This is a genomic window from Hoylesella oralis ATCC 33269 (assembly GCF_000185145.2).
GTDB lineage: Bacteria > Bacteroidota > Bacteroidia > Bacteroidales > Bacteroidaceae > Prevotella > Prevotella phocaeensis.
In genome coordinates, this window is record NZ_GL833119.1 from 142,727 (window position 1) to 166,842 (window position 24,116).

Genomic DNA, 24,116 nt, shown 5'->3' on the forward strand with positions numbered 1-24,116 from the left:
CTACATTACAAAAATCACCATTTATTAGTATTGCAATAACCGGATTTTATTCATACCTTTGCAGCGTCGGAGAATTAGAACGCGCTTCTTCCCTTTCGACATTATCAGGATATTAGTGCTCTATGCACAATTGTCTAATTCTAAATAATACAAAATTACAATGAAAAATGAGTGGAGAGGGTTCAAAGGAACCCGATGGACAGACGACATCGATGTAAGGTCATTTATTCAGGATAACTACACTTCGTACGAAGGCAATGAAGATTTCTTGGAAGGACCTACGGCCGCAACGGAGAAACTGTGGCTCATATTGCAAGGATTACAGAAGGAAGAGCGTGCTAAAGGCGGCGTTCTCGATATGGAGACCGAAGTTGTATCGGGACTAACCGCATACGGTGCCGCCTATATAGGCGAAGGAACGAAAGATCTGGAACAAGTTGTAGGACTGCAAACCGATAAGCCCCTGAAGCGTGCTTTCATGCCCTATGGCGGCATAAAGATGGCAGAACAGGCTTGTACTACCTATGGTTATGAGCCCAGCAGCGAACTCCATAAGATATTCACCGAGTATCATAAGACGCATAACGATGGCGTTTTCGATGCATATACCGACGAGATGAAACTCGTGCGTCATAACCATATCCTCACCGGACTGCCCGACACTTACGGACGAGGCAGAATTGTAGGCGACTATCGCCGCGTGGCTCTCTACGGTATAGACTTCCTCATCGAGAAGAAGAAGGAAGACCTGTCGAACGTAGGCTGTGGCGTAATGACCGAAGATGTTATCCGTCTAAGGGAGGAAGTCTCCATGCAAATCAAGGCTTTAAAGCAAATGAAAGAGATGGCGGCCATCTATGGATTCGACATATCCCGTCCGGCCAAGAACGCCAAAGAGGCCGTGCAGTGGCTCTACTTCGGCTATCTGGCAGCCATCAAAACCCAGAACGGCGCCGCCATGTCGGTAGGGCGTGTGTCTACTTTTTTGGATATATACATCCAACGCGATATGAACGAAGGTGTTCTTACCGAGGCGCAGGCTCAAGAACTGATAGACCATTTGGTGATGAAGTTCCGTATGGTGAAGTTCGCCCGTATTCCTTCTTACAATCAACTGTTCTCCGGTGATCCCGTATGGGCCACTTTAGAGGTTGCAGGCATGGGACAAGACGGTCGTTCTATGGTAACTAAGAACGATTTCCGCTTCCTCCATACGCTCGAGAACATGGGACCGTCGCCGGAACCCAACCTCACTGTGTTGTATTGTTCACGCCTTCCGGAGAATTTCAAGCGCTATGCATCGAAGATATCTGTCACTACGAGCTCGATACAATATGAGAATGACGACGTTATGAGGCCGGTTTGGGGCGACGACTACTCCATCTGTTGCTGCGTTTCGGCCACCCAAACGGGAAAGGAGATGCAGTTTTTCGGCGCAAGAGCCAATTTAGCGAAGTGTCTCACGTATGCTATCAGCGGTGGAGTGGACTCCAAGACGCGCGAACAGTGCGGTCCGGCGCTGCGACCTATAGAGGGTACTGTCGTTACATACGATGAGTTCATGCCACGTTTCGACGATATGATGGAATGGCTGGCAGGTATATACGTGAATACCTTAAACCTTATTCACTATATGCACGACAAGTATTTCTACGAGGCGGCCGAGATGGCTCTCATAGATACCGATGTACGCCGCACGTTTGCCACGGGTATCGCCGGTTTCAGCCATGTTGTCGACTCTATAAGTGCCATCAAATACGCCAAGGTCAACATTATACGCGACGAAACCGGCTTTCCACTCGAATTCAAGACCGAAGGTGACTTCCCCAGATATGGCAACGATGACGATCGGGCAGATGAGATAGCCGTGTGGCTGCTAAAGACTTTCATGAAAAAGATACGTAAATACCACACTTACCGCGACTCTGAACCCACGACAAGCATCCTTACGATAACTTCGAACGTGGTGTATGGAATGTATACAAGCAACATGCCCGACGGACGCCCTGCAGGTGCACCGCTCTCGCCCGGTGCAAATCCCTCCTACGGAGCAGAGAAGACGGGCCTGTTGGCATCGCTCAATTCGGTGGCAAAGCTGCCATACGAGTATGCTCTCGACGGCATTTCGAACACACAGACCATCAGTCCGTCGGCATTAGGTCATTCTCAAGACGAGCAAGTAGAGACACTCGTCGGCGTTATGGACGGCTACTTCGATCGCGGCGCCCACCATCTGAACGTGAATGTCTTTGGGGTTGAGAAACTTATAGACTGCATGGAACACCCCGAAAAGGAGGAATACGCCAACTTCACCATCCGTGTAAGCGGATATGCCGTGAAGTTTATCGACCTTACACGCGAACAACAATTAGACGTTATCGCGCGTCAGGCGCACGAACGTCTGGCCTGATCCGCTTTCAGCCGCCCTGTTCGGGGCGGTTACACACTGTCGGAGGAGCAGTTTTAATCACAATACATTCAAGGAAATCCTCCCATAATGAGAGGATTTCCTTATTTTTTACAGCGAACAAAGACAATGATATCAGGCAATAACATGTTAACAGAAGCAACACAAATCACCGTACCCGTCACCACGAAAACAAGCGGCGAGCCTCTCATGGGGGCCGTTCATTCGGTAGAATCGTTCGGTTCGGTGGACGGACCGGGTATACGTTTCGTCATTTTCCTTAAAGGATGCCGGATGCGGTGCCGCTATTGTCATAACCCAGACACATGGGACAAGCATTCCAAAGATATGCGCTCGGCCGACGAACTGATCGAACAAGCGCAGCGATACCGCTCGTATTGGGGTGCTAAAGGGGGCATAACCGTGAGCGGAGGAGAAGCTCTGTTGCAGATAGATTTCCTGATCGACCTCTTCAGAAAGGCAAAAAAACTGGGCATCAACACCTGTTTAGACACGTCGGCACAGCCTTTTACGCGCCGAGAACCGTTCTTTTCGAAGTTCAACGAGCTGATGCAATATACCGATCTTATACTTTTAGACATCAAACACATCGACTCCGAAGAACATAAGAAACTCACCGGCTGGGGTAATGAGAACATTCTGGACTGTGCACACTACCTGTCTGACATCGATAAACCGGTATGGATACGCCACGTACTTGTGCCCTCGATCACCGACAACGATGCTTCTCTTCGCCGTTTACGGGCGTTTTTGAAGACTCTCCGCAACATCCGTCGCATCGAGGTGCTGCCTTATCATTCGATGGGCATGTACAAATGGGAGGCTTTGGGCATCCCCTACACCCTCAAGGATATAGATGCACCGACAAAAGAGCGCGTGCGCAATGCCGAAAGAATATTGCGCGGCGAAGACGAGGCATAGCCTCTTAGGCATAAAAAATTTTCCTCTGTGTGCGCAAGATTATTCGTTTTCTGCGTTTTAAGTATATAAACACATTCGATAGATGTATCATTTATATACCACAGATTATGAAAATAACCTTCTTACACACATGCTCTATCGCCCTTATAGGGGCGGTCTGTCTGGCATCTTGCAGCACTTCTGAAAACACAGAAGGCTACACTTACACCGAAAAACGCCTTTACGATTTGGTAAAGATAGACTTGGATGCCAAGCAAAAAACCTACGTCAACAGCAACAACCGGTTCGCCTTCAACCTCTTCCGCACAGTTTCGGATGCAGAAAATGCACAAAACAGTTTTCTTATTTCGCCGTTGAGCGCCACCTATGTGCTCGGTATGCTCAACAATGGCGCCACAGATGTCACCCGCGAAGAGATCAACCGTGTGCTCGGTTTCGGCGGTGCAGATGCGCAAGGCATCAATGCTTTCTGCAAAAAACTTATCGAAGGAGCGCCAAATGTAGACAAGAGCGTAAAGATAAACATAGCCAACTGCATTGAAGTGAACCGCGACTATGCGCTGAAAACCGATTTCAAAAAGACGGTAGAAACAGCCTATCACGCTCAAGTAGAGAACTTGGATTTCGGCGACAGCTACACCCTGACGCATATTAACGACTGGTGCAATCGCCAGACCAACGGCATGATTTCTTCGATTTTGGATAAGATAAATCCCTCGGCTGTAGCATATACGCTCAACGCCATCTACTTTAAAGGCGTATGGAGCACTCCGTTCGATCCGAAAGAAACCAAAGAGAAACCCTTTACAACGGCTTCGGGCAGCAAACAACAAGTACAGATGATGCACATGAACGACCTTCTGGCCTACACAAAGAACAAAGATTACGCCACTCTGCAGCTGGGCTACGGCAACGGGGGATACCGTATGTTGCTGCTACTTCCCAATGAAGGCAAGACAATGGGCGATGTTATCGGCGGTCTTACTGCCGACCGTTGGATAGAAAACCTGAATGCATTGACGTCGTACAAGGTAGATGTGGAACTTCCGCGCTTCGAATCGGAATACAAGATAGAGCTTAACAAAACGTTAGAAAGCCTCGGCGCAGCAAGTATGTTCGACAAGAACAACGCACGGTTCCCCAATCTATGCGAAAGAGATACATATATTTCGATGATTCTACAGCGCTCCAAAATAAAGGTAAACGAAGAAGGAACCGAGGTAAGCACGGTAACTGTCGCCGAAAGCGCATGCACATCAATCGGTCCGCAGCTTGTTAAAACAGCCGTATTCCATGCAGATCGTCCGTTTATCTATGCCATTGTAGAGAGCACCACAGGCTCTATCATTTTTATAGGTACCTACAAGGGCGCCGAAAAATAAACAAACAACGATCGCAATATCTCCAATACGTTTGCCCCGACGGCCATTTCCGTCAGGGCAAACATATGCTTTTTTCGGTTGTTTACAGTGCTTTTACCGTTACCGTATCGCCGTACTGCCAACCTTACACTGCCTATCTGTCGAAACTGCCCACCTACTTTACGGCGATACATTCTACTTCTACCAGCGCCTCTTTGGGCAATGTTCTTACGGCAACTGCCGAACGCGCCGGAAACGGTTCCTTGAAGAACTGTGCATACACCTCGTTCATGGCAGCGAAGTTCCCCATGTCTGAAAGAAATATAGTGGTCTTCGCAACGTGCGAAAGGTCTGTTCCGGCCTCGACAAGTATATGCTGCGCATTGGTCAGACTTTGCCTTGTCTGCTCCTTGATGCCACCTTCAACGAACTTACCCGTTGCAGGATCGACGGGCAGTTGTCCGGATACGAACACTAAACCATTGGCCTCAATGGCCTGACTGTAGGGGCCGATCGCCTTGGGCGCCCTGTCTGTGTGCAATGCTTTCATAAGCTGTGAAATTTATATCGGTTCTGTATTATTGATAATCTTCCCAAATACATGCCACGTTTTATAGGAAATCTCTAACCGCAACATCTTCCTATCATTCTTATCCGGTTGCAAAATTAATCATTTATCAGGAATGTAGGCCACACGGAAGCATATAAAAATCTATTTTCTTTCTCCAAATATGCGAATTATATATAAGTGGTAATAAAAACAACTCATTCGCACATCGTAGATAGAAGTACGTTCTAAGCCCGACAGGTATACGGTTTAACGATGATAGGAGTACGGTTTGTCTGCGACAGACAACACATATATAGGCAACGGCTGAACAGAGCAAGACAAACGGACACTGCAAATTTAAACAACGGTTGCCATCGTTTTTCAAGAATATTTGTGTATCTTTGCCTGCAATCCCGCATCACTACGAACACTATACGATTATGAACGTTGCATTACTTACGGCCGGCGGCACGGGAAACCGCATGGGACAAGACATTCCCAAGCAGTTTATGGCCATCGATAACATTCCCGTTATCATCTATACCCTGCAGGCTTTCCAAACACATCAGCAGATAGATGCCATTGCAGTGGTATGCCTTAAAGGTTGGGAAGTGGCCCTTCAAGCCTATTCCAACCAGTTTAATATAACCAAACTCAGATGGATTTTCGAGGGTGGAGACAGCAACCAACACTCCATTCGCAACGGTCTTGAAGGGCTGAAGCAGGGCGGTTGCGCCGACAGCGATATCGTATTGGTGCACGATGGCGTGCGTCCGCTCGTGTCGGAACGTATCATTTCGGAGAATATCGCTAAGTGCAAAGAGTTCGGTTATGCCGTTACAGGCATGATATGCAAGGAAGCTATCATGCAAAAAGTAGACGACACGGTGAAGAATATAACCATCCCACGCGAAGAACTCGTGCGCACTCAGACACCTCATACCTATCGCTTGGGCGATTTGATAGACGCTCATCGGCGGGCAGAACGCGAACATATCGAAAACACAGTGGCCTCATGTACGCTCATGGGGGCACTCGGAATTGAAGATCAGCACTTGGTTATGGGCTCCGAACGCAACGGATTGAAGCTCACTCAGACCGAAGATATAGAACTGTTCAAGGCACTTATTCATACCGAGCACGACACATGGCTGAAATAAACGCAACGAACCTCTATGCAAGAGATATTCTCTCCGTGGGACAGTTCGACCTGCCATGGCAGCAACTCGATGGAAAGAACATCCTTATCACCGGCGCCACGGGGCTCATCGGGGGCTGTATAGTAGATGTACTGATGGCCGATAGGCATGCCGATTACACCGTCTATGCCGCCGGCCGCAACGAACTACGCGCCAAAGAGCGTTTTTCCGCCTATTTTGCATCGCCGTATTTCCGGTTTCTGAAATTGGATGTAACGCAGCTGATCGACTGCGATATTCCTTTCGAATATATCATCGATGCCGCCGGAGGAGCCGCTCCGAAGCTCTACAGTACCGATCCTGTGGGCGTTATGATGTCTAACTTCTACGGCGCGAGCAACCTTCTAACCTACGGAAAGCGCCACGGTTTGAAGCGTTTTCTGTATGTATCGTCGGGCGAGGTGTACGGTGAAGGCGACGGACGTGCCTTTACCGAGGACTATAGCGGTTATGTAGATTGTACACAGGTGCGCTCTTGTTATCCGTCGGCCAAACGGGCTACCGAGACTCTGTGCGTATGCCATGCGCAACAATATGGCATTGAAACGGTGATAGCCCGCCCGAGTCACACCTACGGACCGTGCTTTACAGAGGTTGATAACCGCGTATATGCACAGTTTATACGTAATGTCTTGCGCGGCGAAGACATCGTTTTACAGAGCAAAGGCGACCAGTTTCGCTCGTGGATATACGTGGTAGACTGCGCCAATGCCATACTCTTTCTGCTGTTAAAGGGCGAAAACGGGCAGGCTTACAACGTGGCCGATACGCATTCGAACATCACTATATTCGAATTGGCACGCACGGTTGCCGACCTTACCCGCCGCAAAGTGGTGTTCAAGATACCCGATGATGCGTCGAAAGGCGTAACGACTCCCATCACCAAAGCCATATTCGACACCTCTAAACTGCAACGCTTAGGATGGATGCCCCGCTACTCTATCCGCGATGGAATGGCCCATACGCTCGATTATTTTACAGCAATTCGGGAAGAATAAATACCGCGTGGAACTCACGTTTGTCTACAGGCGGCACCGTCATATAGTCGCCATAAAGGTCTGTAAGGTACGAGTGAACGTCGCAAGGACATGGAAATTCGCGTCCTTCGAATAATATCTTCTTCAGCGGTTTGATGGCTTTTTTATCGAAAGACACACCTCTTCCGTTCAACACAGGTATGTCGGAACAGCGCGTTTTCTTCCCCCAAAAGCCGACAAACCGCCACAATAAACTCAACAGACAATACTTTCCGCCGAACCAGAAGAACTCTGCAAACGAACGGAACGAATAATAATGCATGCGGTGGAGCACCGAATAGCTCTTCGATATGCCCTTTGTAATATGCCTGATCCATGCAGACGGAAGGTTCGGATAGTCTACAAACGGGAAGATATCCACAAAGATACCTTTGCCGTAATCGGCTTCGAACGTATCTGCACGTTCGATGTAAAGCGAATTGAGATCGCGTATTTTGGTAATAGGTTCCCTTACGCCGGCATCGGTTCGCCTGTTTTGCAGAAAAAGATGTGCGGGCAATTCCTGCGGGGCTATGGCTTCGAACTTCTTAAAGTCCTCGAGTGTCATCGCTATGTCTATATCATCGTCCCACGGAATGAACCCTCTATGGCGCACAGCTCCCAAAAGACTGCCCCCATCCAGCCAATATTCTATGCCTTGACGGGTGCAAATGCGGTCGATTTCGGTTAATATATCAAGCTGTTTTTGCTGACATATCCGCAGATTTTGCTGTGTATATCGCTTCAGTTTATCTTGTTTGTCCATCGTTATTCTTTATTGTCAACACCTTATTCATAACTTCTAAGCGCGACAGGCAGCATGCCTATCGCCGACAGGCGGCACATATAAAACGGTTAAACGGCATATCTATGCTTATCATTCGTATTTCTTCTTTGTGCAATTTTACTCGACCGAATGAGTAAAATCGGGCATTCACGCCTTGCAAATATAGCTCATTTCCCTGATACGAGCAAGTAATATGCAAAGAAGTACATACTTTATTTTGCAGAATATGCTTTGTTTTTTAACGCGTTTCGTGTATCTTTGCAGTCGAATGTCATGCTTTCAAACCATCTGAACAAATATTCTTAATGCCGAAGACATGTCGTTTCTTTACGAAACAAACGCTATCAAAAAAGTATATAACATAGAATATGACAACCCAAAAGCCCTATAAAACCGATGTAGCGGTACTGATTTTATTCTTTAACCGCCCCAAACAACTGCAAGACGTATTCGATGAAATCAAGATAGCACGCCCGAGCAAGCTGTTTCTTTATCAAGACGGACCGCGCGGAGAACACGATATGGCAGGCATAGAAGCCTGTCGGAAAATCGTCGAAGATATCGACTGGGACTGCGAAGTGCACCGACTATACCAAGAAAAAAACTATGGTTGCGATCCTTCAGAGTACATGTCGCAGAAATGGGCATTCTCTCATGTAGACAAATGTATTGTGCTCGAAGACGACGATGTGCCCTCCCAATCGTTCTTTCCGTTCTGCAAAGAATTGTTAGACAAGTACGAAAACGATGAAAGAATCAGCATGATCTGCGGTTTCAACTACGATGAAGTAACGAAAGATATGCCTTACGACTACTTTTTTACTACCGCATTCAGCATCAGCGGATGGGCTTCATGGAAGAGAGTTATCGACTCTGGCGACGAAAACTATACCTTCTTAGACGATCAGTTCAACCGTCATCAGCTCCAAGAGCTTATCAAAGAGCGCAGATTTCAGCAGGATTTCATCCGCTTCTGCGAGTATCATCGGTCGTTAGGCAAGGCATATTACGAGACTATTCTGCATGCCACGATCTTCTTCAACTCGGGGTTAAGCATCGTACCCCGTGCAAATCTCATCAATAATGCAGGCGCCACGGGCGAAGGAGTGCACCTTTCAGGAAGCAATGACGACCTGCCTCGCGCCATCAGACGTATCTTCACAATGAAACGCCACGAGCTTTCGTTTCCGCTGAAGCATCCGCGTTACGTTATCGAAAATGTGGAATACAAGAAACGTATGTTCAAGATTATGGCGTGGGGGCACCCGTGGATCAAGATCGGGCGATCGTTCGAAGAGCTTTGGCTCAACCTTTTACACGGCAACTTCAGGCGCATCGTCTCTGCCATAGGTAACAGATTACGCATAATGACTGGCCGTTCACGTTTCGATTAATCCCTGAACACCACCGAAATACGAACAGTTTGCAGACTAAAGAAAACAATCTTATCGAGATTACACGTACAAGAGCGCTCGCCACAGTGCTCATTGTATTGGGCCATAGCTTTGCCTTTTACGCCACCGGAGAGGGCAGTTGGCGCATTCACAGTGCCGTGGGAATACCCGCATACGGTTATTGCGCCACACTTTGTTCTACTATCGGACTGGCTTCTTTCATCATCATATCGGGCTATCTCTATGCCTATTTTCTTTATTTCAAGGACAGATATGCCGACACCAAGACCTTTCTGTTGAAGAAATACAGACGACTTCTCGTACCTTATATTATATGGGGAGCGGCGCAGATCGTGCTCATGCCCGACCAATACGGTCCGGGCACGCTCCTTAACGGGGCTGCCCATCTTTGGTTCCTGCCCATGCTGGCGGTCGTGTTCACCGTGTTTGCACTTACCAAACGCCTGTGGTTTCGGGCTTCGACAGTGCAAGAAACGCTGTTGCTCGCAGCACTCGTCGCCTTTTTCGCCCTATCCAAAGCGCTGCGCACATACGGCATATTCCCGCCGCCCATACTGAAACAGGCGCTTTACTTCATGCCCTTATTCTATTTGGGTATGCTTACGGCGAAAGAAAACCTACGGTCTATGCTCGACAGGCAGCCTCTCTATGCCCGCTACATCTACAGTCTGTCGGCGATAGGTATTATCTCTGCCTGCATCGTCCTCGGCATCAAGGTGGGCATCAACATGTTTTCATCGGCAATACTGGTGCTACTTATGCTCTCCGTATTCGCAACGAAGTCCTGCAACAAGACGCTCCTACCCGCCGTAAAAAACATTGCCGACAACAGTATGGCTATCTACGTTCTGCATCATATCCTCATTTGGTTCGCCATCAGATACGCATGCGTCGCCGATACCCTTACCGCATGGGGCTATTGGGGAGCGCCGGCAATCTTCCTTGTCGCCTTCTCCGTATCGTGGATATCGGCCGTATGTATAAGGAAAACGGGCGCCTATAAACTGCTGTTCGGCTGAACTGTTTCCGATATGCTTACCGAATCATGTACCCAACCAGCAGACCTCCGTTATATATCCATAGGTAAACGGCCAGACAAACAAGCAAAACACGCAGACCGTAGGCATAATGCACCGGCAGTCGTTTCAACAGATATGCCACCGACAGCGGCACGATAAACAACCAATTGGCAGCCATTATATACACTTCATTGATAGCAAAGCCGAAACCGATGTGCATTATCATATCCACAGCAAACCAACTTAAGCAAAGCAGAAGTAACTTTTCGCGCCGTCCGCACCATAGCCCGGCAACGAAAAGCAGTACCACTAAGGCCTCTACCGCATAGCGAAAGGGGTGACGGTACGATACGAAAACAGGCCTGCTTATCTGCACATCCTCGAGCAGATGGTCTTGATGAAGCTGCAACGACTCACCGAAAAGGTTCTCGATCACAGTCTCTATGCGCGACGTAGAGAGATCCATCCATTGTAGGAGTAACACCTCGGAGTCTAATCCCTTACCGTTATGCTGCTCCACCCATACATTATGCCGTGCTGTTTCGGCACGGAAAGCCGCATCGGTCTTCGCTTTATCTTCGCCGATCTGCCTGCTTTTCTCGTTTTGAGGTACCACAATCTCGCGGTATTGATAGCGCTCAACAGCGAAAAGCAGTATTAGCGGCACTGCTACAACCGGCAAAGCGAACCGCAAGGAGAACACTCTTCGACCGTTGACAAACCATGCTGCGAGGAGTGTCTTTAGCCCATTGGTCAACGTAACACCGGCTGTAAGCGCAAAAAGCAGTGCGGTTTGCCACCATCTGAATACCTTCTGCTGCTTCAGATAGCAACCTGTAAGATACAAAGTCGTGCTGAGTAAGAACAGTGAAAGGCCAAAATGGTCGGGTACAAGTACGGTCAACATGATATGGGCGAACGAGAAAAAAAGAACGCACAATATAAGCGAATCGGTTAAAGATAACTCTACGACCTCACGAAACGTACGAAGAAGAAAAACGAATGTATAAAATGCGCACATTACAAGTAATGCCATCATAAGGAACATGGCGAAATTAACGCCGTATTGTGCCATCAGAAAATCGTTAAACAGATAGAATGGATAGAGTAAAGAGTACAACAACGGATGACGGGTGGTCTCGTAATATGAAGCAGCATTAGAAAGTTCGATGTACGAATAGGCATCGTAACCGCTTACATGGAAGTTTTTAAAGAACAAAGACCAAAAGCCTACGTTCTTTGCCCGCGTAAAGAGTCCGAAATATTTGTATGCAAGCAGTGCGTTCAGAGCTATAAACACGACCATTGCAACAAGCGAAGGAAGTGCTTCTTCGCGCCTTATTCGAAAGATATTCCGCATCTTCATCTTGAACGTTTAGCAATTATAGCCCATCAGATAGGCCGATATCAGCGTGCCGTTGTATATCCACAGATACGCCGTAAGTACTGTCAACAGCCCCAACAGCATGCGCCTGTAAGCGCCGTTCGCAGCAATCAATAGGTACGCAACGGCTATCGGGATGGCATAAATCCAATGGGCCGCCATGATATACACCTCGTTCAGCCCAAATCCCAAGCCCATGTGTAACAGCATATCAAGCCCGAAATACGACAATACAAGCCATAGAAAGCGGCTTCGCCTGCCACACCAAACGCCCATGACGAACAGCAACAGAACCACTGCTTCTACCACATAACTCAACACCCACCGGTATTTAACGATCATAGGCCTGCTGTGAAGCCCGTCTTCAAGCAGGTAATTGCGGTGCAACTGTATAGATTCGCCGAACAAATTCTCTACTGCCGACGCCATTCGAGATGTGGAAATGTCGGTCCAACTCATAAACCCGTCATTGCCAATCGGCACACTTTTCTCCTGTCTGTTTATCTTCTGTATCTGTTTTCCGGCCGGTTCGGGGCACCCGATTGCTGTGTCCGCCGGCCGCAAGCGTACCGTCTTTCGTTGCTGCATGGCAACTTCTTTTTCCTTATCCTCAGCCCTTTTCTTCGCTTTAGCGGCATGGCATGCCACTTCCGTAGGCCATACAAGCGTGGCATATTCCCATTTGCTGAAGCTCCACAGTAGAGCTGCCGGCAATATCACTGCCAGAAACAGATACTTGGGCCTAAAGAAACGACGGCGATTTACGAAAAGTACCGACAGAAAAACCTTTATTCCGTTGTTCAACGAGATACCTGCAACGAGCATGAAATATAGAAAACTCTGCCATATCTTAAACACCTGTCTGCTCTTCATACGGCGTCCGGATATGTAAAGAGTGACAAGCAAGAGCATCATAGAGATGATGAAATGGTCGGGAACCATTGCCGAAAGCATGACATAGGCAAAAGAGAAGAAGAAAAAAGAGAGCAACAAAGCCTCTCGGCATGCCAATCCAACGATCTCGCGCATGATGCGAAAGAAGAATACGAAGGCATACAAAGCGCAGAATATCTGTATGGCAGCAACGATAAACACGGCACAGTTGATACCTGTAAGCCACATCAGCGCCTGATTGAGCAGATAGGGAACGTACATATAAAAGGCAAGCAACGGATGCCTGTACACGTTATATCCGGCCGACCAGTCGCTTACGACGGCATAAGTAATAGGATCGAAGCCCGACACATGGAAATTGCGTATGAACAACGGCCAATAAGTATTCCGGATAGGCGTAAAAAGTTCATAGTATTTATAGACGACAAGAGCATTGAACAAGGTCAAAACAAACAGCATAAACACTGTGCCCATGCGTTCTTCACGACGGATACGAAAGATATCGAATATAGGTTTCACTCCACTATACCAATTTGTTAGATTGTGCAAAAGTAATAAAAAAACATTAAATAAATACGTTTTCGCAGGAAGATAAAGACCATTTAGAGAGGACATTCGCAAACGTCGTCGTTGACGGCCTTTACGAACAGTACAGACAGGATGCCTCCCTACGGTTGTTAAACAGGCATTCTAAGGGGCTTAGAGTTATGGTTTATCGTTTCAAGAAATAACGAACAAGCACGAAGTTCACGGGAACACACACGGCAAACATGGGTATCATGGCGAGTTGTTTGCTCATTCCAAAGAAGATAAACAGATTGAGCAGCAGCGTTTGGAGCAGGTAATTCACCGCATGAGAGAGGGCAAAACCGGCGCCATGAGTTACGTTCGACTTCACTCGGAACGTGAAACGTGTGGACGCAACGTAATTGAAAACGAAGCTGAGTGCGTATGCTATCGTGTTTGCCACGGTGGGCGAAAGCCACTGAACAATAATCAGATACGCGCCATACTGTATGAGTACGGCCGCCACACCCACTATGCCGAAGCGCAACACCTCGGCCAAGCGGTCGTTATGCCCTCTGCCTGAACGGCTTAAAATATCCCTTATCCGCATACGCAAGCATCTCCTTATCGCCACAGCTGTCGCCATAAGCGGTCAATTCATAGGTTGTACGGTCGCCGCAGTGTGCCTCTATGCGCCTTACCTTTTCCGCACCGTAGCAATTCTTGGTAGCGAAACGGCCGGTAAGCAGCCCGTTTCGGTCGGTTTCTACCTGCGTTCCGAGCACCGAAATACGTTGTCTGTCTTCATCGTTCGTGCCGAAATAGGGCACGAAACATTTCACCCAATTGTCGATACTGGCGCTTACAATGAGCACTTCCGCCCCGTCTGCCAACGCTCGGTTCACCGCTTGTATGGCCTGCGGGCGCAAGATACGACCGCGATGCTCGGCAAACGACCGGCACAGGGCATCGAAATCTGCCAGACGCATGCCCTTGAAAAAGCGAGCAAACACCCGCTGTTTCACCTTATAATTAGGTATGAAACCGAGTTTCATAGCCACAAGAAACGGACTACAAAGCAGAAATCCCGCCGCGAAACGCACCGTGCCTTTGGCATAGGCAATAAAACCGATGAGCGTATCGCTATAGGTCAGCGTACCGTCAAAGTCGAAAGAATAGACCTTCCTGCACCTCATAAGCAATATATAATGATGAAGAACGACAGACACCAGAACAATACGATGAGCTGAATGAACAGGTCTTTGAGCATTACCTTGGTGGGATCGCCGCTTCGTTTGTCTACTACGGCGAGCTGAATATAGCGCAATAATCCGAGTAGAACGAACACGCTCGTGAGATAGAGCTTATCGGTATGGAAACGTTCTACCACCTCCGGCGACACCGTGTACATGATGTAGCACACAAGCGTGACCGATGCAGCAATGGTAATGGCTTGGTTGATGAACGTCAGGTTGTAGCGGATGGTGTTCTTGCGGGGCGCTTCGCCGGTGTCGTTCATACGCACTACGTCGTCTCTCCGCTTGGCAAAGCTGAGGAAGAGGGTAAGCAAAAAGGTCATGAGCACGATCCATTTGCTGAGTACAACACCCGTGGCGATGCCTCCGACGAATATTCTAAGCACGAAACCCAGCGCCACTATGCACACATCCAATATGGCATATTGTTTCAAACGCATGCAATAAGCAAGGTTGAGTACGTAGTAAAACAAGATTACCACGCCCGTTTCGAGACGCTTTTCGGGCAACAGCAAGAGCATAAACATGCAGAGCAGCAGCATCAGGCCCATGAGCATGTAGGCCTGCACGATACTTATAGCGCCCGAAGCAATGGGGCGTAGGCGCTTTACAGGGTGCCGGCGGTCGGCCTCCGCATCGTATATATCGTTGAAACAATAGATAGACGATGCCGCAAAACAGAAGGCCAAAGTGGCAATCACACCGCGGACGACAGACGTAGCGTTAAGCAATTCGCCGCCAAAAAATAACGGAATCAGCACGAAGAAGTTCTTTATCCACTGCTGAGGACGTATGAGTTTTACAATTGCTTTCATCTTTTAATTCTCTTGACAATGCTTCCTATCAGTGCATGAAGTGCCCACGACAAGGGCAAGGTGATAGCTACGGTAACCGCAAACGTTACCCAATAGCCCAGTCGATAGGCTTCTAAATAGTCTAATACGAAGTGTATATGGATGAGATATGCCTCAAGACTCACGGTTCCGATGAACTTGCAAAAGCGGTTGAAGTTCTTCGGAGTGCGCCTGAATATGCGGTTCAACAGCAGTATACTGGTAATTGTGAACGGTATGTATAGCATCCGTTCCACGAAGAGGGGGAAACTACCGTGCCTAAATTGCTCGAGATAGAGGCATGTACCGAAGGTCAAAAGCCAGATAACCATAAGCATCCACACGGATTGTCCATCAAGTTGTCGCTTTTCTTTTACCATCTGTCCCATGTTGATGCCAATGAAAAAGATGGGAACACGGCTCCAGAATATCTCTAAATGGCCAACTACGCGGTGTAGGGGTACCACCCATTCCACCATCACGCACCATATAACCATGACAAGCGGCAACCAACGGTACATAGGATGATGCTGTATGAGCTTCATATAGGCAGGCGCGAAGGTATAGAGCATCATAATGGCAGGCACATACCAAAAGGTTAGCTCGTTATGAAGCCAGAAGTCCCAGTTGAAAGTGATATCTCCGATGAGGTCGACAAGGCTTGTGCTGTGCCCTCCCCCATGCAGATAATCGGGTATGTAGTACAGACAAGCGATGATAAACCATGCGGGATACACCCGTAGGTAGCGGCTCTTGAAGAAATGTTTCAATGAGGGAGTCTTCGTCCACGAGAACCATAAGCCCACTCCACTAAGGAAGAGAAACATATCTACCCCCACATTACCGCACCTACGCAGCCCGAAGAAAGGATCTGAACGGTCGAGACCGACGTGGAAGAGGATAATGAAAAGCATGGCAGCCCCCATCAATTCCCCGCGATAACGGCTGATATTTGCCAGTTCTATGTTCGGTATTTTCATCGTCTTTCTATTGTCTGTTCGTGGTATATGTACCGCCCGTGCCGCCTCCAGTATTTATTTAAGGCGCGTATCTGGTATGCGTTTCATCAATTCGCGTACCGCCCATGCCACGGCAATGGATGCTATAACATACAAAAGCAGGCCGGTATAAACATCTCCCCTACGGCTGTAAGGGATGAATATCTTGCGGATAACGGGATGACACACAAAGAGCGCCGCCGACAGGCTGCCCATCCATGCCAGCCACGAGACCGCCGTACCGCGATCGGGCAGTAGTTTTACTGCCGCTACACAGCCGAAACACACAAATAAAGGTACGAAGAACCACGCTTGGAAGTTATAACTAAAAGCAACAACCGCCCCGATCGATAATAACAACACGGCAGCATAGGCAGGCTTGGAGCACTCTCTACCGAAGCGGGCATATAGGTATCCCGCCCCAAAAGGCAGCATTCCGCCCACGAAGTTGTACCGTATACGGTTGATAGTTTCACCTTCCGGATCGCAAAAAGCCTGCACGAGCCAGCAACAGACAATAAGCATAACGGTGACAGACCAATGCCTGCGGTACATCAGAAGTCGATATACCACATATAGTTGCAGCATCAATCCGAAGAACCAGTAAGGTCCGGGCCAGATAATACGGTCGGGATCGGGCAACAGATTGTTGAACATACCCAGTTGGGCTATGATGTTAACGAACTTATAATGAAAGGACGGGGGCGTAAGAGCATCTACTATCGTGAATAAAACGAAGCCTATAAGCATCATTTTAAATAGCTTTAAGAAGTGAGAAACGATGAAGTTCAGGCCTTCACCTGCCCCGCTAAAGACGGCAAGGCGAGACTCTGTTACCCCTTGAGAGGAGATTGAAGAACCGCTTTCGTACTTCCTGACCAACCCATACGCACTCAAAAACAAGAATACAGGCACGCCGTAATGACCGAAGAACGACAACACATGCAGGGGAAACAGCACGTCCGGATGCAACATTACCTGCGTAAACCGCTCCACATTATACCGTGTAAAGGTGTATTCGTTCTCCTTTACCACCGGATTAAGCCAGTGGCAATAGTTATGGAGGAATATTCCGAGGATGGCAACCCCACGCAATAGGTTGCATTGAGTGCGCGAAAGAAGCTCGTTTCCGCATGCTTTTACAGCGCAAGAACTATTCTCTTCCGAGGCTTTATGTACCTGATCGTTCATCTTTACTTATCTTTTGCAGGCCTTAGCTTATCGTAATCGGCCACACCTTTCAATATTCTGGGGCGTTTCTCATCATACTTTGTCGAAAGAACATTATACTCCTCGCGGTAATCGGGTGCCGATATGCCGGCAAGATACAGCAGCGTATGCGCCAACGCATCTGTCATCAAAGGGCGGTCTTTTGCCTGTACGATTTCCTTATATATTTCGGGATGCTTCACTGCATAGCCATGAGAACACCATATCCAGAACGGTATTTCGAACTCATACCGTGCAAGATCGTAGTCTATCTCGGCTGAATGGTTGCGACAGATAAAATTCCTTGTGCCCTCGAAGCACTCTTCTCCGTGGTCCGGAACATAGATCACGACGGCATCTTTATGCTCGAAAAGACTGCAAATACGGTCGACTATCGAGTCATTATACAGCACCGCGTTGTCGTATTCGGCAAGCATACGCCTCTGTTTTGCATTCAATTCCGGACGTAGGTCGTTATAATCGTCGCCCTTGAAGTGCTTCCTGTCTTTCGGACTCCGTAGTTTATAGGCCACATGCTGCCCCATCAAGTGGAATATAATCAGGTTTCTATGCTGCGTATTTGCTGCCGGCACAGCATTCGAACGCACAGGGCGATAGGCGTCTCCGGTATTGTCGACCTTCACACGACCGTCTTTTATCATCTGTTCATAGTCGGTAATGAGCGCCTCGTCGTACTGGTGAAGTTCGGTATTGCGCGTATCGAACTGCGCTGCACTTAGCTTCGGATTGTTCAAGAAGAAGCCTCCGCTGAAGTCGTACACGGCCTCTTTAGCCTGCGGAAGGAACTGATTGGTGATAAAAGTGACATGATAACCGGCCTTACGAAACAGTTCTGTGAACAACGGATAGTCGCACCATTCGCCTTGTTGCCCCACTACATGCATGGAAAACAGATTTTTAAAGACGAAACTCGTTAGGTTCCACGGCGACACCACATCGGTGTATTTCACGAGTAAGCCGGTTCTTTCGCGCTCGATCTGGCGGGGCGTGGTAGGCATGAAGTAGCCATATTGCTGCGAATGATGCTTGCCGTAGCTCTCGCCGATAATCAACACGATGTTCGGCGAAGTAAAAGAACAGCTGTCTACCCGCACTTTGTCGGTAGCAGCCACGAGTTTTTCAATCTGTTCCGACGCCAAAGAATTGGCATAAAGACTGAACACAAGGCGCATGATGGGCGTGTATAGCACAGCATGATCGCGCTCCGTGAGCACATGTTCCACACTCCCGATAGTAGAAGACGTCATAAGTTTCCACGTTGCAAGCTTATTATGACAGCTCGAAACAGCGCTCCACACGAGCAACACCGCACATGCAAAACCTATATACGGACTTGTCGAACGAACGGAAGCCCTGAACCGTCGGCCGTATTCCGCCCGAACGCTGTCGACGGCAGGCGGCAGCAAGCGTTCTAAGCGATGCCTGCAAGCGAAAATAATGTGCAATGCGATGAGCAGGAACAGCCACCCTACGGCGCTGAAAAGCACATCGAAAGACAGATAGGAACGCAGAAATTCGCCGGCTTCGCGCCCGTTCGTCTCGCCTACAAGCAACAACATCGTGGGTGTAAGCGTAGATTCGAACTTTACAAAGCAGTAAACATCTGCCACCGCAACGGCATAGAACAAGGCATAGAGCAACCTTCGAACCCACTTGCGCAGGCGTTCGGGCAGCGCTGAAAGCACCAAACAAACCAGATAGATGTCGAGAAACAGCTCTAAATAGAGGTTTCCGTACAGCTCGGCTCCCTTGCTTTGCGGCAACGTAAGCCATGCACAAAGCACTCCCAACACGTACATGAATACGAAAAACGCCGCATTCACGCGTACCGGATGGAAAACCTTGCCGAGAAATTTGCCCAGAATGCTTAAAATATTCATTCTCTCTGTCATTCACGGACAAAGATACAATAAGAAAATGACACCTGCAAAAAAACGTAAAAAATTAAGCTCTATCGGCGACGGAAATTGCTTCTGTATGCACCGCCATAACGGTGTTCGCCGCGGACAAGACGTCCCTGTCGGCGACAGGCGGCATACCTATGCTGCATAGATACATCGTCTATGCTGCTTATCCCTACGCTCTATCGACGACAGACTATAAGGGCAATGGCACACAAAGCGCACCCTGAACAAAGTAACTCTTGGCACTACGACCGCCCCAATGCGTGGTCAGCGGCGTAAGACCTATGCCCCCTTCCAGCGAAACATTTATTATACCGAAAGCAACGACATCTACTCCTGCAGCTACACCTGCCTCGCATCGGTTCAGTTTGCCCAGATAAGCAGCCGTACCATCGGGAGCTTGCAGAGACAGGTTATTGTAATTGTAAGAACGGCTGTAAGGGTTACCGTTCACAGGCTGCCACTCTCCTGCTGCACTCTTCTTCAAACGTCCGCCCAATCCGTAACCTACGTAGGGACCGAGTTTTAGGGTTATGAGCGAAGAAACAAAGCCGTAATGGTTTTCGGCATCGCCCATAGGGATGTGATAGGTAAGGAAAAGAGGTGCATACACCCCATGCAAGCGCATACGAAAGCGGACTGCAGTTCCGTCGGGCGCGCCGTTTTCAACAGTCCACAGAGCCCCCTTGTCCATATACGACAGCCCTGTTTGGAACCCGAACGTACGCGATAGCGGGATTTCCACCGTGCCCCCGATCTGCAAAGAGGGCACACCGTCGCTGTCGGAATGTATCCAATCGGATATTCCATATCCCACACGTATCGTCCACATAGGGTGTTTCTGTGCTGCGCAAGTAAGCACTACGGCACTCAAAAGCAATACAAAGGAAAAGCGTTTCATACCATTTTATCTTTATTTTAAGCCATATAGCAAACAAAGATACAGAATGCGAGCGGAATAACTGAAACGTTGCGCGTTAAAAAAACTGTCGGTTACGGCTGCTCGCCATGCGGTTTTCGCTCGGCATTTGCATAGTATGCCTTTACAAGGGGGGCTATGCAGGGCGGCACAAGACCGTCTATAGACTCGCCGCACCTTACGCGTTGCCTTATCATCGTGCTGCTCAAATCGTAGAGTTCGGCATGTACAAGGTGCACGCGCGGAGGCAACAGCGCCTCTTCCACCGGTGATTGTTTGCGGGGATAGATAACGATATCGAAATTACGAATAATGTCTTCGTGCCTGAACCAGTGCGGAAAAGCCTGCCAATTGTCTGCTCCGATGAGCAAAACAAAGGTTGTATCGGGCATATCCCTACGCATCGACTGCAGCGTATGCCACATGTACGAGGGTTTGGGCAGATGAAATTCGTAGTCGCATGCCGTGAGTTTCGGCTCTTCTTCGAGCGCCAAGCGCACCAACTGCAGCCGTTTATCGTCGGCGAGCAGTTCGGACGATTGCTTAAAAGGGTTCTGCGGAGACACCACGAACCACACTTCGTCGAGCCTGCACGCACGGAGCAACTGCTTCGCCAAGGCGATGTGACCGTTATGAATGGGGTTGAAAGAACCGCCGTATATGCCCACCCGTTTCGACATACGCTGCTTTTGTTTGTTTATGATTTATCTTTTTCGGCGTTCAGGAATGCCTCGACAAGCGCCAATGTATCGCGTTTGGCTTGCTCAAGATCATCGTTTATCACGATTTTATCGAACTTCCGAGCGAACAAAAGCTCATAAGAAGCACGGGCGATACGGTCGTCTATCACCTCCGGAGCATCGGTGGCACGCCCTTCGAGCCGCCGTCTGAGTTCTTCGACCGACGGCGGTTGTATGAATATACTCAATGCCCTATCGCCATAGAATTTCTTCACGTTGCATCCGCCCTTTACGTCTAAGTCGAACACAACGTTCTGTCCGGCCTCCAACTGGTGGTCTACTTGCGCCTTCAACGTACCGTAGAAGCGGTCGCGATATACCTCCTCGTACTCCAAGAACTCATCGTTAGCGATCCTACGCCGAAACTCTTCGGGCGATACAAAGAAGTACTCAACCCCGTCTTTCTCCATTCCGCGCGGTTGTCTGCTGGTACAAGAGATGGAAAACGCAAGGTTCAGTTCCGGATGTTCTGCCATCAGCCAATTGATGATAGTACTCTTTCCTGTGCCGGACGGTGCGGAAAAGATGATTAACCTCCCCCTTCCCCTCCGAAGGAGGGGGGGGGCTAACGGGGTTAAAGCCTCTTTTTTGTTATCATATATAGGATATTCTTCGTTCATAGTTTCTCTGATTTTTGAAAGTACATAATCAATATTTGCCACCACTTCTTCATTGGTAAACCGGATAACGCGAAAACCTTGCGTTTCAAGATAATGCGTGCGTTCCTCATCTCTCAACGGTTGAGTGCCGATAAAATGATATCTACCGTCGATTTCTACGACAAGTTTCTTCGATAGACAGACAAAGTCGGGGATATATTCGCCAATAGGATGTTGTCTGCGAAAGCGACATCCCAAGGCTTTACCACGCAAACATTGCCACAATATGCTCTCTGCTTGCGTGGAATAACGCCGATTACTTCTGGCATTCCTACGTAATATTCCATACGAAATGGCAGGAGAAGTTTCATAATTAAATTTATTATTATTATCAGGCATTCGTAAAATTAAAAATAAAAGCAATGGCTTTCAACCCTATATGCCCATCCCCCGTAAGGCACACCCCTCCTTTGGAGGGGAAGGGGGAGGTACCTACAGCACATTCAGCACCTGTTCTTTGATCTGTTCCAGTTCGTCTTTCATCTTTACGACGATGTTCTGCATCTCTGCAAGGTTACTTTTAGAGCCGGTAGTGTTGATCTCTCGCCCCATTTCTTGTGCGATGAAGCCCAGCTTCTTGCCATTGGGACGGGCCTCGTTCATTGTCTCCGTGAAATATTTCAGGTGGTTCGAAAGGCGTTGTTTCTCCTCGCTAATGTCTAATTTCTCTATATAATAGATCAGTTCTTGTTCCAAACGATTCTTATCGTAATCCACTCCGGGGAGCTGATTCAGTCCCTCTACGATCCTTGCACGTATCTTCTCGACGCGCAATTTCTCGTAAGTTTCGATGCTGGAAAGCAATATAGCGATGTTATCTATCTTCTCTGTGAACTTTTTATGTAATGCCTCGCCTTCCTGTTTGCGGAAAGCAACAAGATTGGCAATGGCCTCTTCGATGGCTTGGCGCGCTGCTTTCCATTCTTCTTCGGTAAGCGTTTCTTCTTCGGTACGTGTGGTTACGTCGGGCAGATGCAGCAAAGTGGCAAACCAGTCTTGCGGTTCGGGTATGCCCGAAACGGCAACTATGTTTTTTATCTGCCGGTAGTAATTGTCTACAAGTGCCGTATTGATGGGGGTAGCAGCCACGAATTCGTCTTTCTCTACCCATATAGAGAAGTCTACTTTCCCACGTTCGAGCGCCTTAGCTATCATCTGTCGCATCTCCATTTCCTTCTCCCGATAGAGCGGGGCAATACGTGTAGACAAGTCAAGCGCCTTGCTATTCAATGATTTCACCTCTACATTAATCTTCTTCTCCTTATAAGTTACGACCGCCTTGCCATAACCTGTCATTGATTGTATCATCGTATATTGCAAGTTAAATTTATGCAAAAGTAATCAATTTGCGGGAAAAAAAGCGTAAATTTGCACCTTATTTAGTATATATTTGTATTATGTCGTGCATATTGAACATAGAAACAAGTACGGATGTGTGCTCGGTTGCCGTAAGTAACGATGGCGAATGTATCTTCAATGAAGAAGATCATAGCGGGCCGAACCATGCTGTTAAGCTCGGTATATTCGTCGATCAGGCTCTTTCGTTCGTCGATAATCATGCCATACCCCTCGATGCCGTGGCCGTTAGTTGTGGCCCCGGATCGTACACAGGCCTACGTATAGGCGTAAGTATGGCTAAGGGTATCTGCTACGGACGCAACGTGAAACTCATCGCGGTGCCCACTTTAGAGTTGCTATGCGTGCCCGTTTTGCTGCATGAAATGACCGGAGAAGAAGGCAATGCACTGCTTTGTCCGATGCTCGATGCACGACGTATGGAAGTTTATGCGCAGTTCTTCGATCGTTCGCTCAAAGAAATACGTCCGATACATGCCGACATCGTAGACGACACCTCTTATAAAGAACTGCTCGATAAATATCCTGTTTATTTCTTCGGCAACGGTGCCGACAAGTGTACCGGCACCATTCGTCACAAGAATGCACACTTCATAAAAGACATAGAACCGCTGGCCAAGAACATGTTACCATTGGCCGAAAAGCGCATGGCACAAGGTGTATTCGAAGATGTTGCATACTTTGTGCCGTTTTACCTGAAAGACTTCGTGGCCAAAACACCCAAGAAATTACTCTAATAT

Annotated in this window: 23 protein-coding genes; 9 read left to right on the forward strand and 14 right to left on the reverse strand. The window is 48.3% G+C overall.

Features of this window, described 5'->3' with window-relative positions; translation table 11 throughout:
• The first annotated feature begins 160 nt into the window (after nt 1–160).
• The 3 genes from pflB (at nt 161) to HMPREF0663_RS03360 (ending at nt 4,731) form a co-directional block, all read left to right on the forward strand.
• Nucleotides 161–2,410: a formate C-acetyltransferase gene (gene pflB, locus HMPREF0663_RS03350; RefSeq protein WP_004368771.1), complete on the forward strand. Its 2,250-nt coding sequence runs from the start codon at nt 161–163 to the stop codon at nt 2,408–2,410.
• Nucleotides 2,411–2,554: 144 nt separating this feature from the next.
• Nucleotides 2,555–3,349: a pyruvate formate-lyase-activating protein gene (gene pflA, locus HMPREF0663_RS03355; RefSeq protein WP_050786860.1), complete on the forward strand. Its 795-nt coding sequence runs from the start codon at nt 2,555–2,557 to the stop codon at nt 3,347–3,349.
• Nucleotides 3,350–3,456: 107 nt separating this feature from the next.
• Entirely contained in the window at nt 3,457–4,731 is a 1,275-nt protein-coding gene (locus HMPREF0663_RS03360; protein ID WP_004368773.1) for a serpin family protein, read from the forward strand.
• 154 nt (nt 4,732–4,885) lie between these two features.
• Here the strand turns inward: HMPREF0663_RS03360 and HMPREF0663_RS03370 are convergent, their stop codons facing one another.
• Nucleotides 4,886–5,260 (reverse strand): RidA family protein, encoded by a 375-nt coding sequence (locus tag HMPREF0663_RS03370; protein ID WP_004368774.1) that lies wholly within the window; start codon nt 5,258–5,260, stop codon nt 4,886–4,888.
• A 440-nt stretch (nt 5,261–5,700) separates the two neighbouring features.
• Between HMPREF0663_RS03370 and HMPREF0663_RS03375 the strand changes: the two genes are divergently transcribed.
• A complete protein-coding gene (locus HMPREF0663_RS03375; RefSeq protein WP_004368775.1) occupies nt 5,701–6,420 on the forward strand; it encodes an IspD/TarI family cytidylyltransferase in 720 nt (239 codons plus the stop codon).
• Nucleotides 6,408–7,457: an NAD-dependent epimerase/dehydratase family protein gene (locus HMPREF0663_RS03380; RefSeq protein WP_004368776.1), complete on the forward strand. Its 1,050-nt coding sequence runs from the start codon at nt 6,408–6,410 to the stop codon at nt 7,455–7,457. The genes HMPREF0663_RS03375 and HMPREF0663_RS03380 overlap by 13 nt, the downstream gene beginning before the upstream one ends.
• Here the strand turns inward: HMPREF0663_RS03380 and HMPREF0663_RS03385 are convergent.
• A complete protein-coding gene (locus HMPREF0663_RS03385; protein ID WP_004368777.1) occupies nt 7,435–8,241 on the reverse strand; it encodes a LicD family protein in 807 nt (268 codons plus the stop codon). The genes HMPREF0663_RS03380 and HMPREF0663_RS03385 overlap by 23 nt on opposite strands.
• Nucleotides 8,242–8,630: 389 nt before the next feature.
• Between HMPREF0663_RS03385 and HMPREF0663_RS03390 the strand changes: the two genes are divergently transcribed.
• Both HMPREF0663_RS03390 and HMPREF0663_RS03395 read left to right on the forward strand, forming a co-directional pair.
• Complete coding sequence (locus tag HMPREF0663_RS03390) at nt 8,631–9,656, forward strand: hypothetical protein (RefSeq protein WP_004368779.1); 1,026 nt, start codon at nt 8,631–8,633, stop codon at nt 9,654–9,656.
• Nucleotides 9,657–9,685: 29 nt separating this feature from the next.
• A complete protein-coding gene (locus HMPREF0663_RS03395) occupies nt 9,686–10,696 on the forward strand; it encodes an acyltransferase family protein (protein ID WP_004368780.1) in 1,011 nt (336 codons plus the stop codon).
• 16 nt (nt 10,697–10,712) lie between these two features.
• On the opposite strand, the gene HMPREF0663_RS03400 is transcribed toward HMPREF0663_RS03395, so the two are convergent.
• The 8 genes from HMPREF0663_RS03400 to HMPREF0663_RS03435 form a co-directional block, all read right to left on the reverse strand.
• Entirely contained in the window at nt 10,713–12,056 is a 1,344-nt protein-coding gene (locus tag HMPREF0663_RS03400; protein WP_016665363.1) for a DUF6080 domain-containing protein, read from the reverse strand.
• A gap of 15 nt (nt 12,057–12,071) precedes the next feature.
• Complete coding sequence (locus HMPREF0663_RS03405; protein ID WP_016665364.1) at nt 12,072–13,493, reverse strand: DUF6080 domain-containing protein; 1,422 nt, start codon at nt 13,491–13,493, stop codon at nt 12,072–12,074.
• A 193-nt stretch (nt 13,494–13,686) separates the two neighbouring features.
• Nucleotides 13,687–14,091 carry a GtrA family protein gene (locus tag HMPREF0663_RS03410; RefSeq protein ID WP_040560231.1) on the reverse strand — a complete coding sequence of 135 codons (405 nt, stop codon included), beginning with the start codon at nt 14,089–14,091 and terminating at the stop codon, nt 13,687–13,689.
• On the reverse strand, nt 14,048–14,677 hold the full coding sequence (locus HMPREF0663_RS03415; RefSeq protein WP_004368784.1) for an HAD family hydrolase: 630 nt from the start codon (nt 14,675–14,677) through the stop codon (nt 14,048–14,050). The genes HMPREF0663_RS03410 and HMPREF0663_RS03415 overlap by 44 nt, the downstream gene beginning before the upstream one ends.
• On the reverse strand, nt 14,674–15,552 hold the full coding sequence (locus HMPREF0663_RS03420) for a decaprenyl-phosphate phosphoribosyltransferase (protein ID WP_004368785.1): 879 nt from the start codon (nt 15,550–15,552) through the stop codon (nt 14,674–14,676). The genes HMPREF0663_RS03415 and HMPREF0663_RS03420 overlap by 4 nt, the downstream gene beginning before the upstream one ends.
• On the reverse strand, nt 15,549–16,550 hold the full coding sequence (locus HMPREF0663_RS03425) for an acyltransferase family protein (protein ID WP_004368786.1): 1,002 nt from the start codon (nt 16,548–16,550) through the stop codon (nt 15,549–15,551). The genes HMPREF0663_RS03420 and HMPREF0663_RS03425 overlap by 4 nt, the downstream gene beginning before the upstream one ends.
• A gap of 54 nt (nt 16,551–16,604) precedes the next feature.
• A complete protein-coding gene (locus tag HMPREF0663_RS03430) occupies nt 16,605–17,759 on the reverse strand; it encodes an acyltransferase family protein (protein ID WP_004368787.1) in 1,155 nt (384 codons plus the stop codon).
• Nucleotides 17,760–17,761: 2 nt separating this feature from the next.
• Nucleotides 17,762–19,678 carry a phosphoethanolamine transferase gene (locus tag HMPREF0663_RS03435; protein ID WP_040560361.1) on the reverse strand — a complete coding sequence of 639 codons (1,917 nt, stop codon included), beginning with the start codon at nt 19,676–19,678 and terminating at the stop codon, nt 17,762–17,764.
• A gap of 37 nt (nt 19,679–19,715) precedes the next feature.
• Between HMPREF0663_RS03435 and HMPREF0663_RS12250 the strand changes: the two genes are divergently transcribed.
• Nucleotides 19,716–19,850 carry a hypothetical protein gene (locus tag HMPREF0663_RS12250; protein WP_004368789.1) on the forward strand — a complete coding sequence of 45 codons (135 nt, stop codon included), beginning with the start codon at nt 19,716–19,718 and terminating at the stop codon, nt 19,848–19,850.
• A gap of 45 nt (nt 19,851–19,895) precedes the next feature.
• On the opposite strand, the gene HMPREF0663_RS03440 is transcribed toward HMPREF0663_RS12250, so the two are convergent.
• The 4 genes from HMPREF0663_RS03440 to HMPREF0663_RS03455 all read right to left on the reverse strand — a co-directional run bounded on the left by HMPREF0663_RS03440 (nt 19,896) and on the right by HMPREF0663_RS03455 (nt 23,328).
• A complete protein-coding gene (locus tag HMPREF0663_RS03440) occupies nt 19,896–20,603 on the reverse strand; it encodes a porin family protein (protein ID WP_004368790.1) in 708 nt (235 codons plus the stop codon).
• 92 nt (nt 20,604–20,695) lie between these two features.
• Nucleotides 20,696–21,301 carry a nicotinate (nicotinamide) nucleotide adenylyltransferase gene (gene nadD, locus HMPREF0663_RS03445; protein WP_004368791.1) on the reverse strand — a complete coding sequence of 202 codons (606 nt, stop codon included), beginning with the start codon at nt 21,299–21,301 and terminating at the stop codon, nt 20,696–20,698.
• A 17-nt stretch (nt 21,302–21,318) separates the two neighbouring features.
• Entirely contained in the window at nt 21,319–22,359 is a 1,041-nt protein-coding gene (gmk, locus tag HMPREF0663_RS11635; RefSeq protein ID WP_004368792.1) for a guanylate kinase, read from the reverse strand.
• Nucleotides 22,360–22,452: 93 nt separating this feature from the next.
• The gene (locus HMPREF0663_RS03455; protein ID WP_004368793.1) at nt 22,453–23,328 is read right to left on the reverse strand and encodes a YicC/YloC family endoribonuclease; all 876 of its coding nucleotides are present in this window, start codon (nt 23,326–23,328) and stop codon (nt 22,453–22,455) included.
• 89 nt (nt 23,329–23,417) lie between these two features.
• On the opposite strand from HMPREF0663_RS03455, the gene tsaB reads away from it, so the two are divergent.
• Nucleotides 23,418–24,113 (forward strand): tRNA (adenosine(37)-N6)-threonylcarbamoyltransferase complex dimerization subunit type 1 TsaB, encoded by a 696-nt coding sequence (gene tsaB / locus HMPREF0663_RS03460; RefSeq protein WP_036859312.1) that lies wholly within the window; start codon nt 23,418–23,420, stop codon nt 24,111–24,113.
• Nucleotides 24,114–24,116 lie beyond the last annotated feature (3 nt).

Coding starts and splice junctions, on each gene's coding strand:
- HMPREF0663_RS03455 (WP_004368793.1), bottom strand. CDS start 23,328: ATGATACAATCAATGACAGGTTATGGCAAGGCGGTCGTAACTTATAAG.
- HMPREF0663_RS03380 (WP_004368776.1), top strand. CDS start 6,408: ATGGCTGAAATAAACGCAACGAACCTCTATGCAAGAGATATTCTCTCC.
- gmk (WP_004368792.1), bottom strand. CDS start 22,359: ATGCCTGATAATAATAATAAATTTAATTATGAAACTTCTCCTGCCATT.
- pflB (WP_004368771.1), top strand. CDS start 161: ATGAAAAATGAGTGGAGAGGGTTCAAAGGAACCCGATGGACAGACGAC.
- HMPREF0663_RS03415 (WP_004368784.1), bottom strand. CDS start 14,677: ATGAGGTGCAGGAAGGTCTATTCTTTCGACTTTGACGGTACGCTGACC.
- HMPREF0663_RS03385 (WP_004368777.1), bottom strand. CDS start 8,241: ATGGACAAACAAGATAAACTGAAGCGATATACACAGCAAAATCTGCGG.
- tsaB (WP_036859312.1), top strand. CDS start 23,418: ATGTCGTGCATATTGAACATAGAAACAAGTACGGATGTGTGCTCGGTT.
- HMPREF0663_RS03440 (WP_004368790.1), bottom strand. CDS start 20,603: ATGAAACGCTTTTCCTTTGTATTGCTTTTGAGTGCCGTAGTGCTTACT.
- HMPREF0663_RS03420 (WP_004368785.1), bottom strand. CDS start 15,552: ATGAAAGCAATTGTAAAACTCATACGTCCTCAGCAGTGGATAAAGAAC.
- HMPREF0663_RS03410 (WP_040560231.1), bottom strand. CDS start 14,091: ATGCGGATAAGGGATATTTTAAGCCGTTCAGGCAGAGGGCATAACGAC.
- HMPREF0663_RS03375 (WP_004368775.1), top strand. CDS start 5,701: ATGAACGTTGCATTACTTACGGCCGGCGGCACGGGAAACCGCATGGGA.
- pflA (WP_050786860.1), top strand. CDS start 2,555: ATGTTAACAGAAGCAACACAAATCACCGTACCCGTCACCACGAAAACA.
- HMPREF0663_RS03370 (WP_004368774.1), bottom strand. CDS start 5,260: ATGAAAGCATTGCACACAGACAGGGCGCCCAAGGCGATCGGCCCCTAC.
- HMPREF0663_RS03390 (WP_004368779.1), top strand. CDS start 8,631: ATGACAACCCAAAAGCCCTATAAAACCGATGTAGCGGTACTGATTTTA.
- nadD (WP_004368791.1), bottom strand. CDS start 21,301: ATGTCGAAACGGGTGGGCATATACGGCGGTTCTTTCAACCCCATTCAT.
- HMPREF0663_RS03425 (WP_004368786.1), bottom strand. CDS start 16,550: ATGAAAATACCGAACATAGAACTGGCAAATATCAGCCGTTATCGCGGG.
- HMPREF0663_RS03400 (WP_016665363.1), bottom strand. CDS start 12,056: ATGCGGAATATCTTTCGAATAAGGCGCGAAGAAGCACTTCCTTCGCTT.
- HMPREF0663_RS03360 (WP_004368773.1), top strand. CDS start 3,457: ATGAAAATAACCTTCTTACACACATGCTCTATCGCCCTTATAGGGGCG.
- HMPREF0663_RS12250 (WP_004368789.1), top strand. CDS start 19,716: ATGACACCTGCAAAAAAACGTAAAAAATTAAGCTCTATCGGCGACGGA.
- HMPREF0663_RS03435 (WP_040560361.1), bottom strand. CDS start 19,678: ATGAATATTTTAAGCATTCTGGGCAAATTTCTCGGCAAGGTTTTCCAT.
- HMPREF0663_RS03430 (WP_004368787.1), bottom strand. CDS start 17,759: ATGAACGATCAGGTACATAAAGCCTCGGAAGAGAATAGTTCTTGCGCT.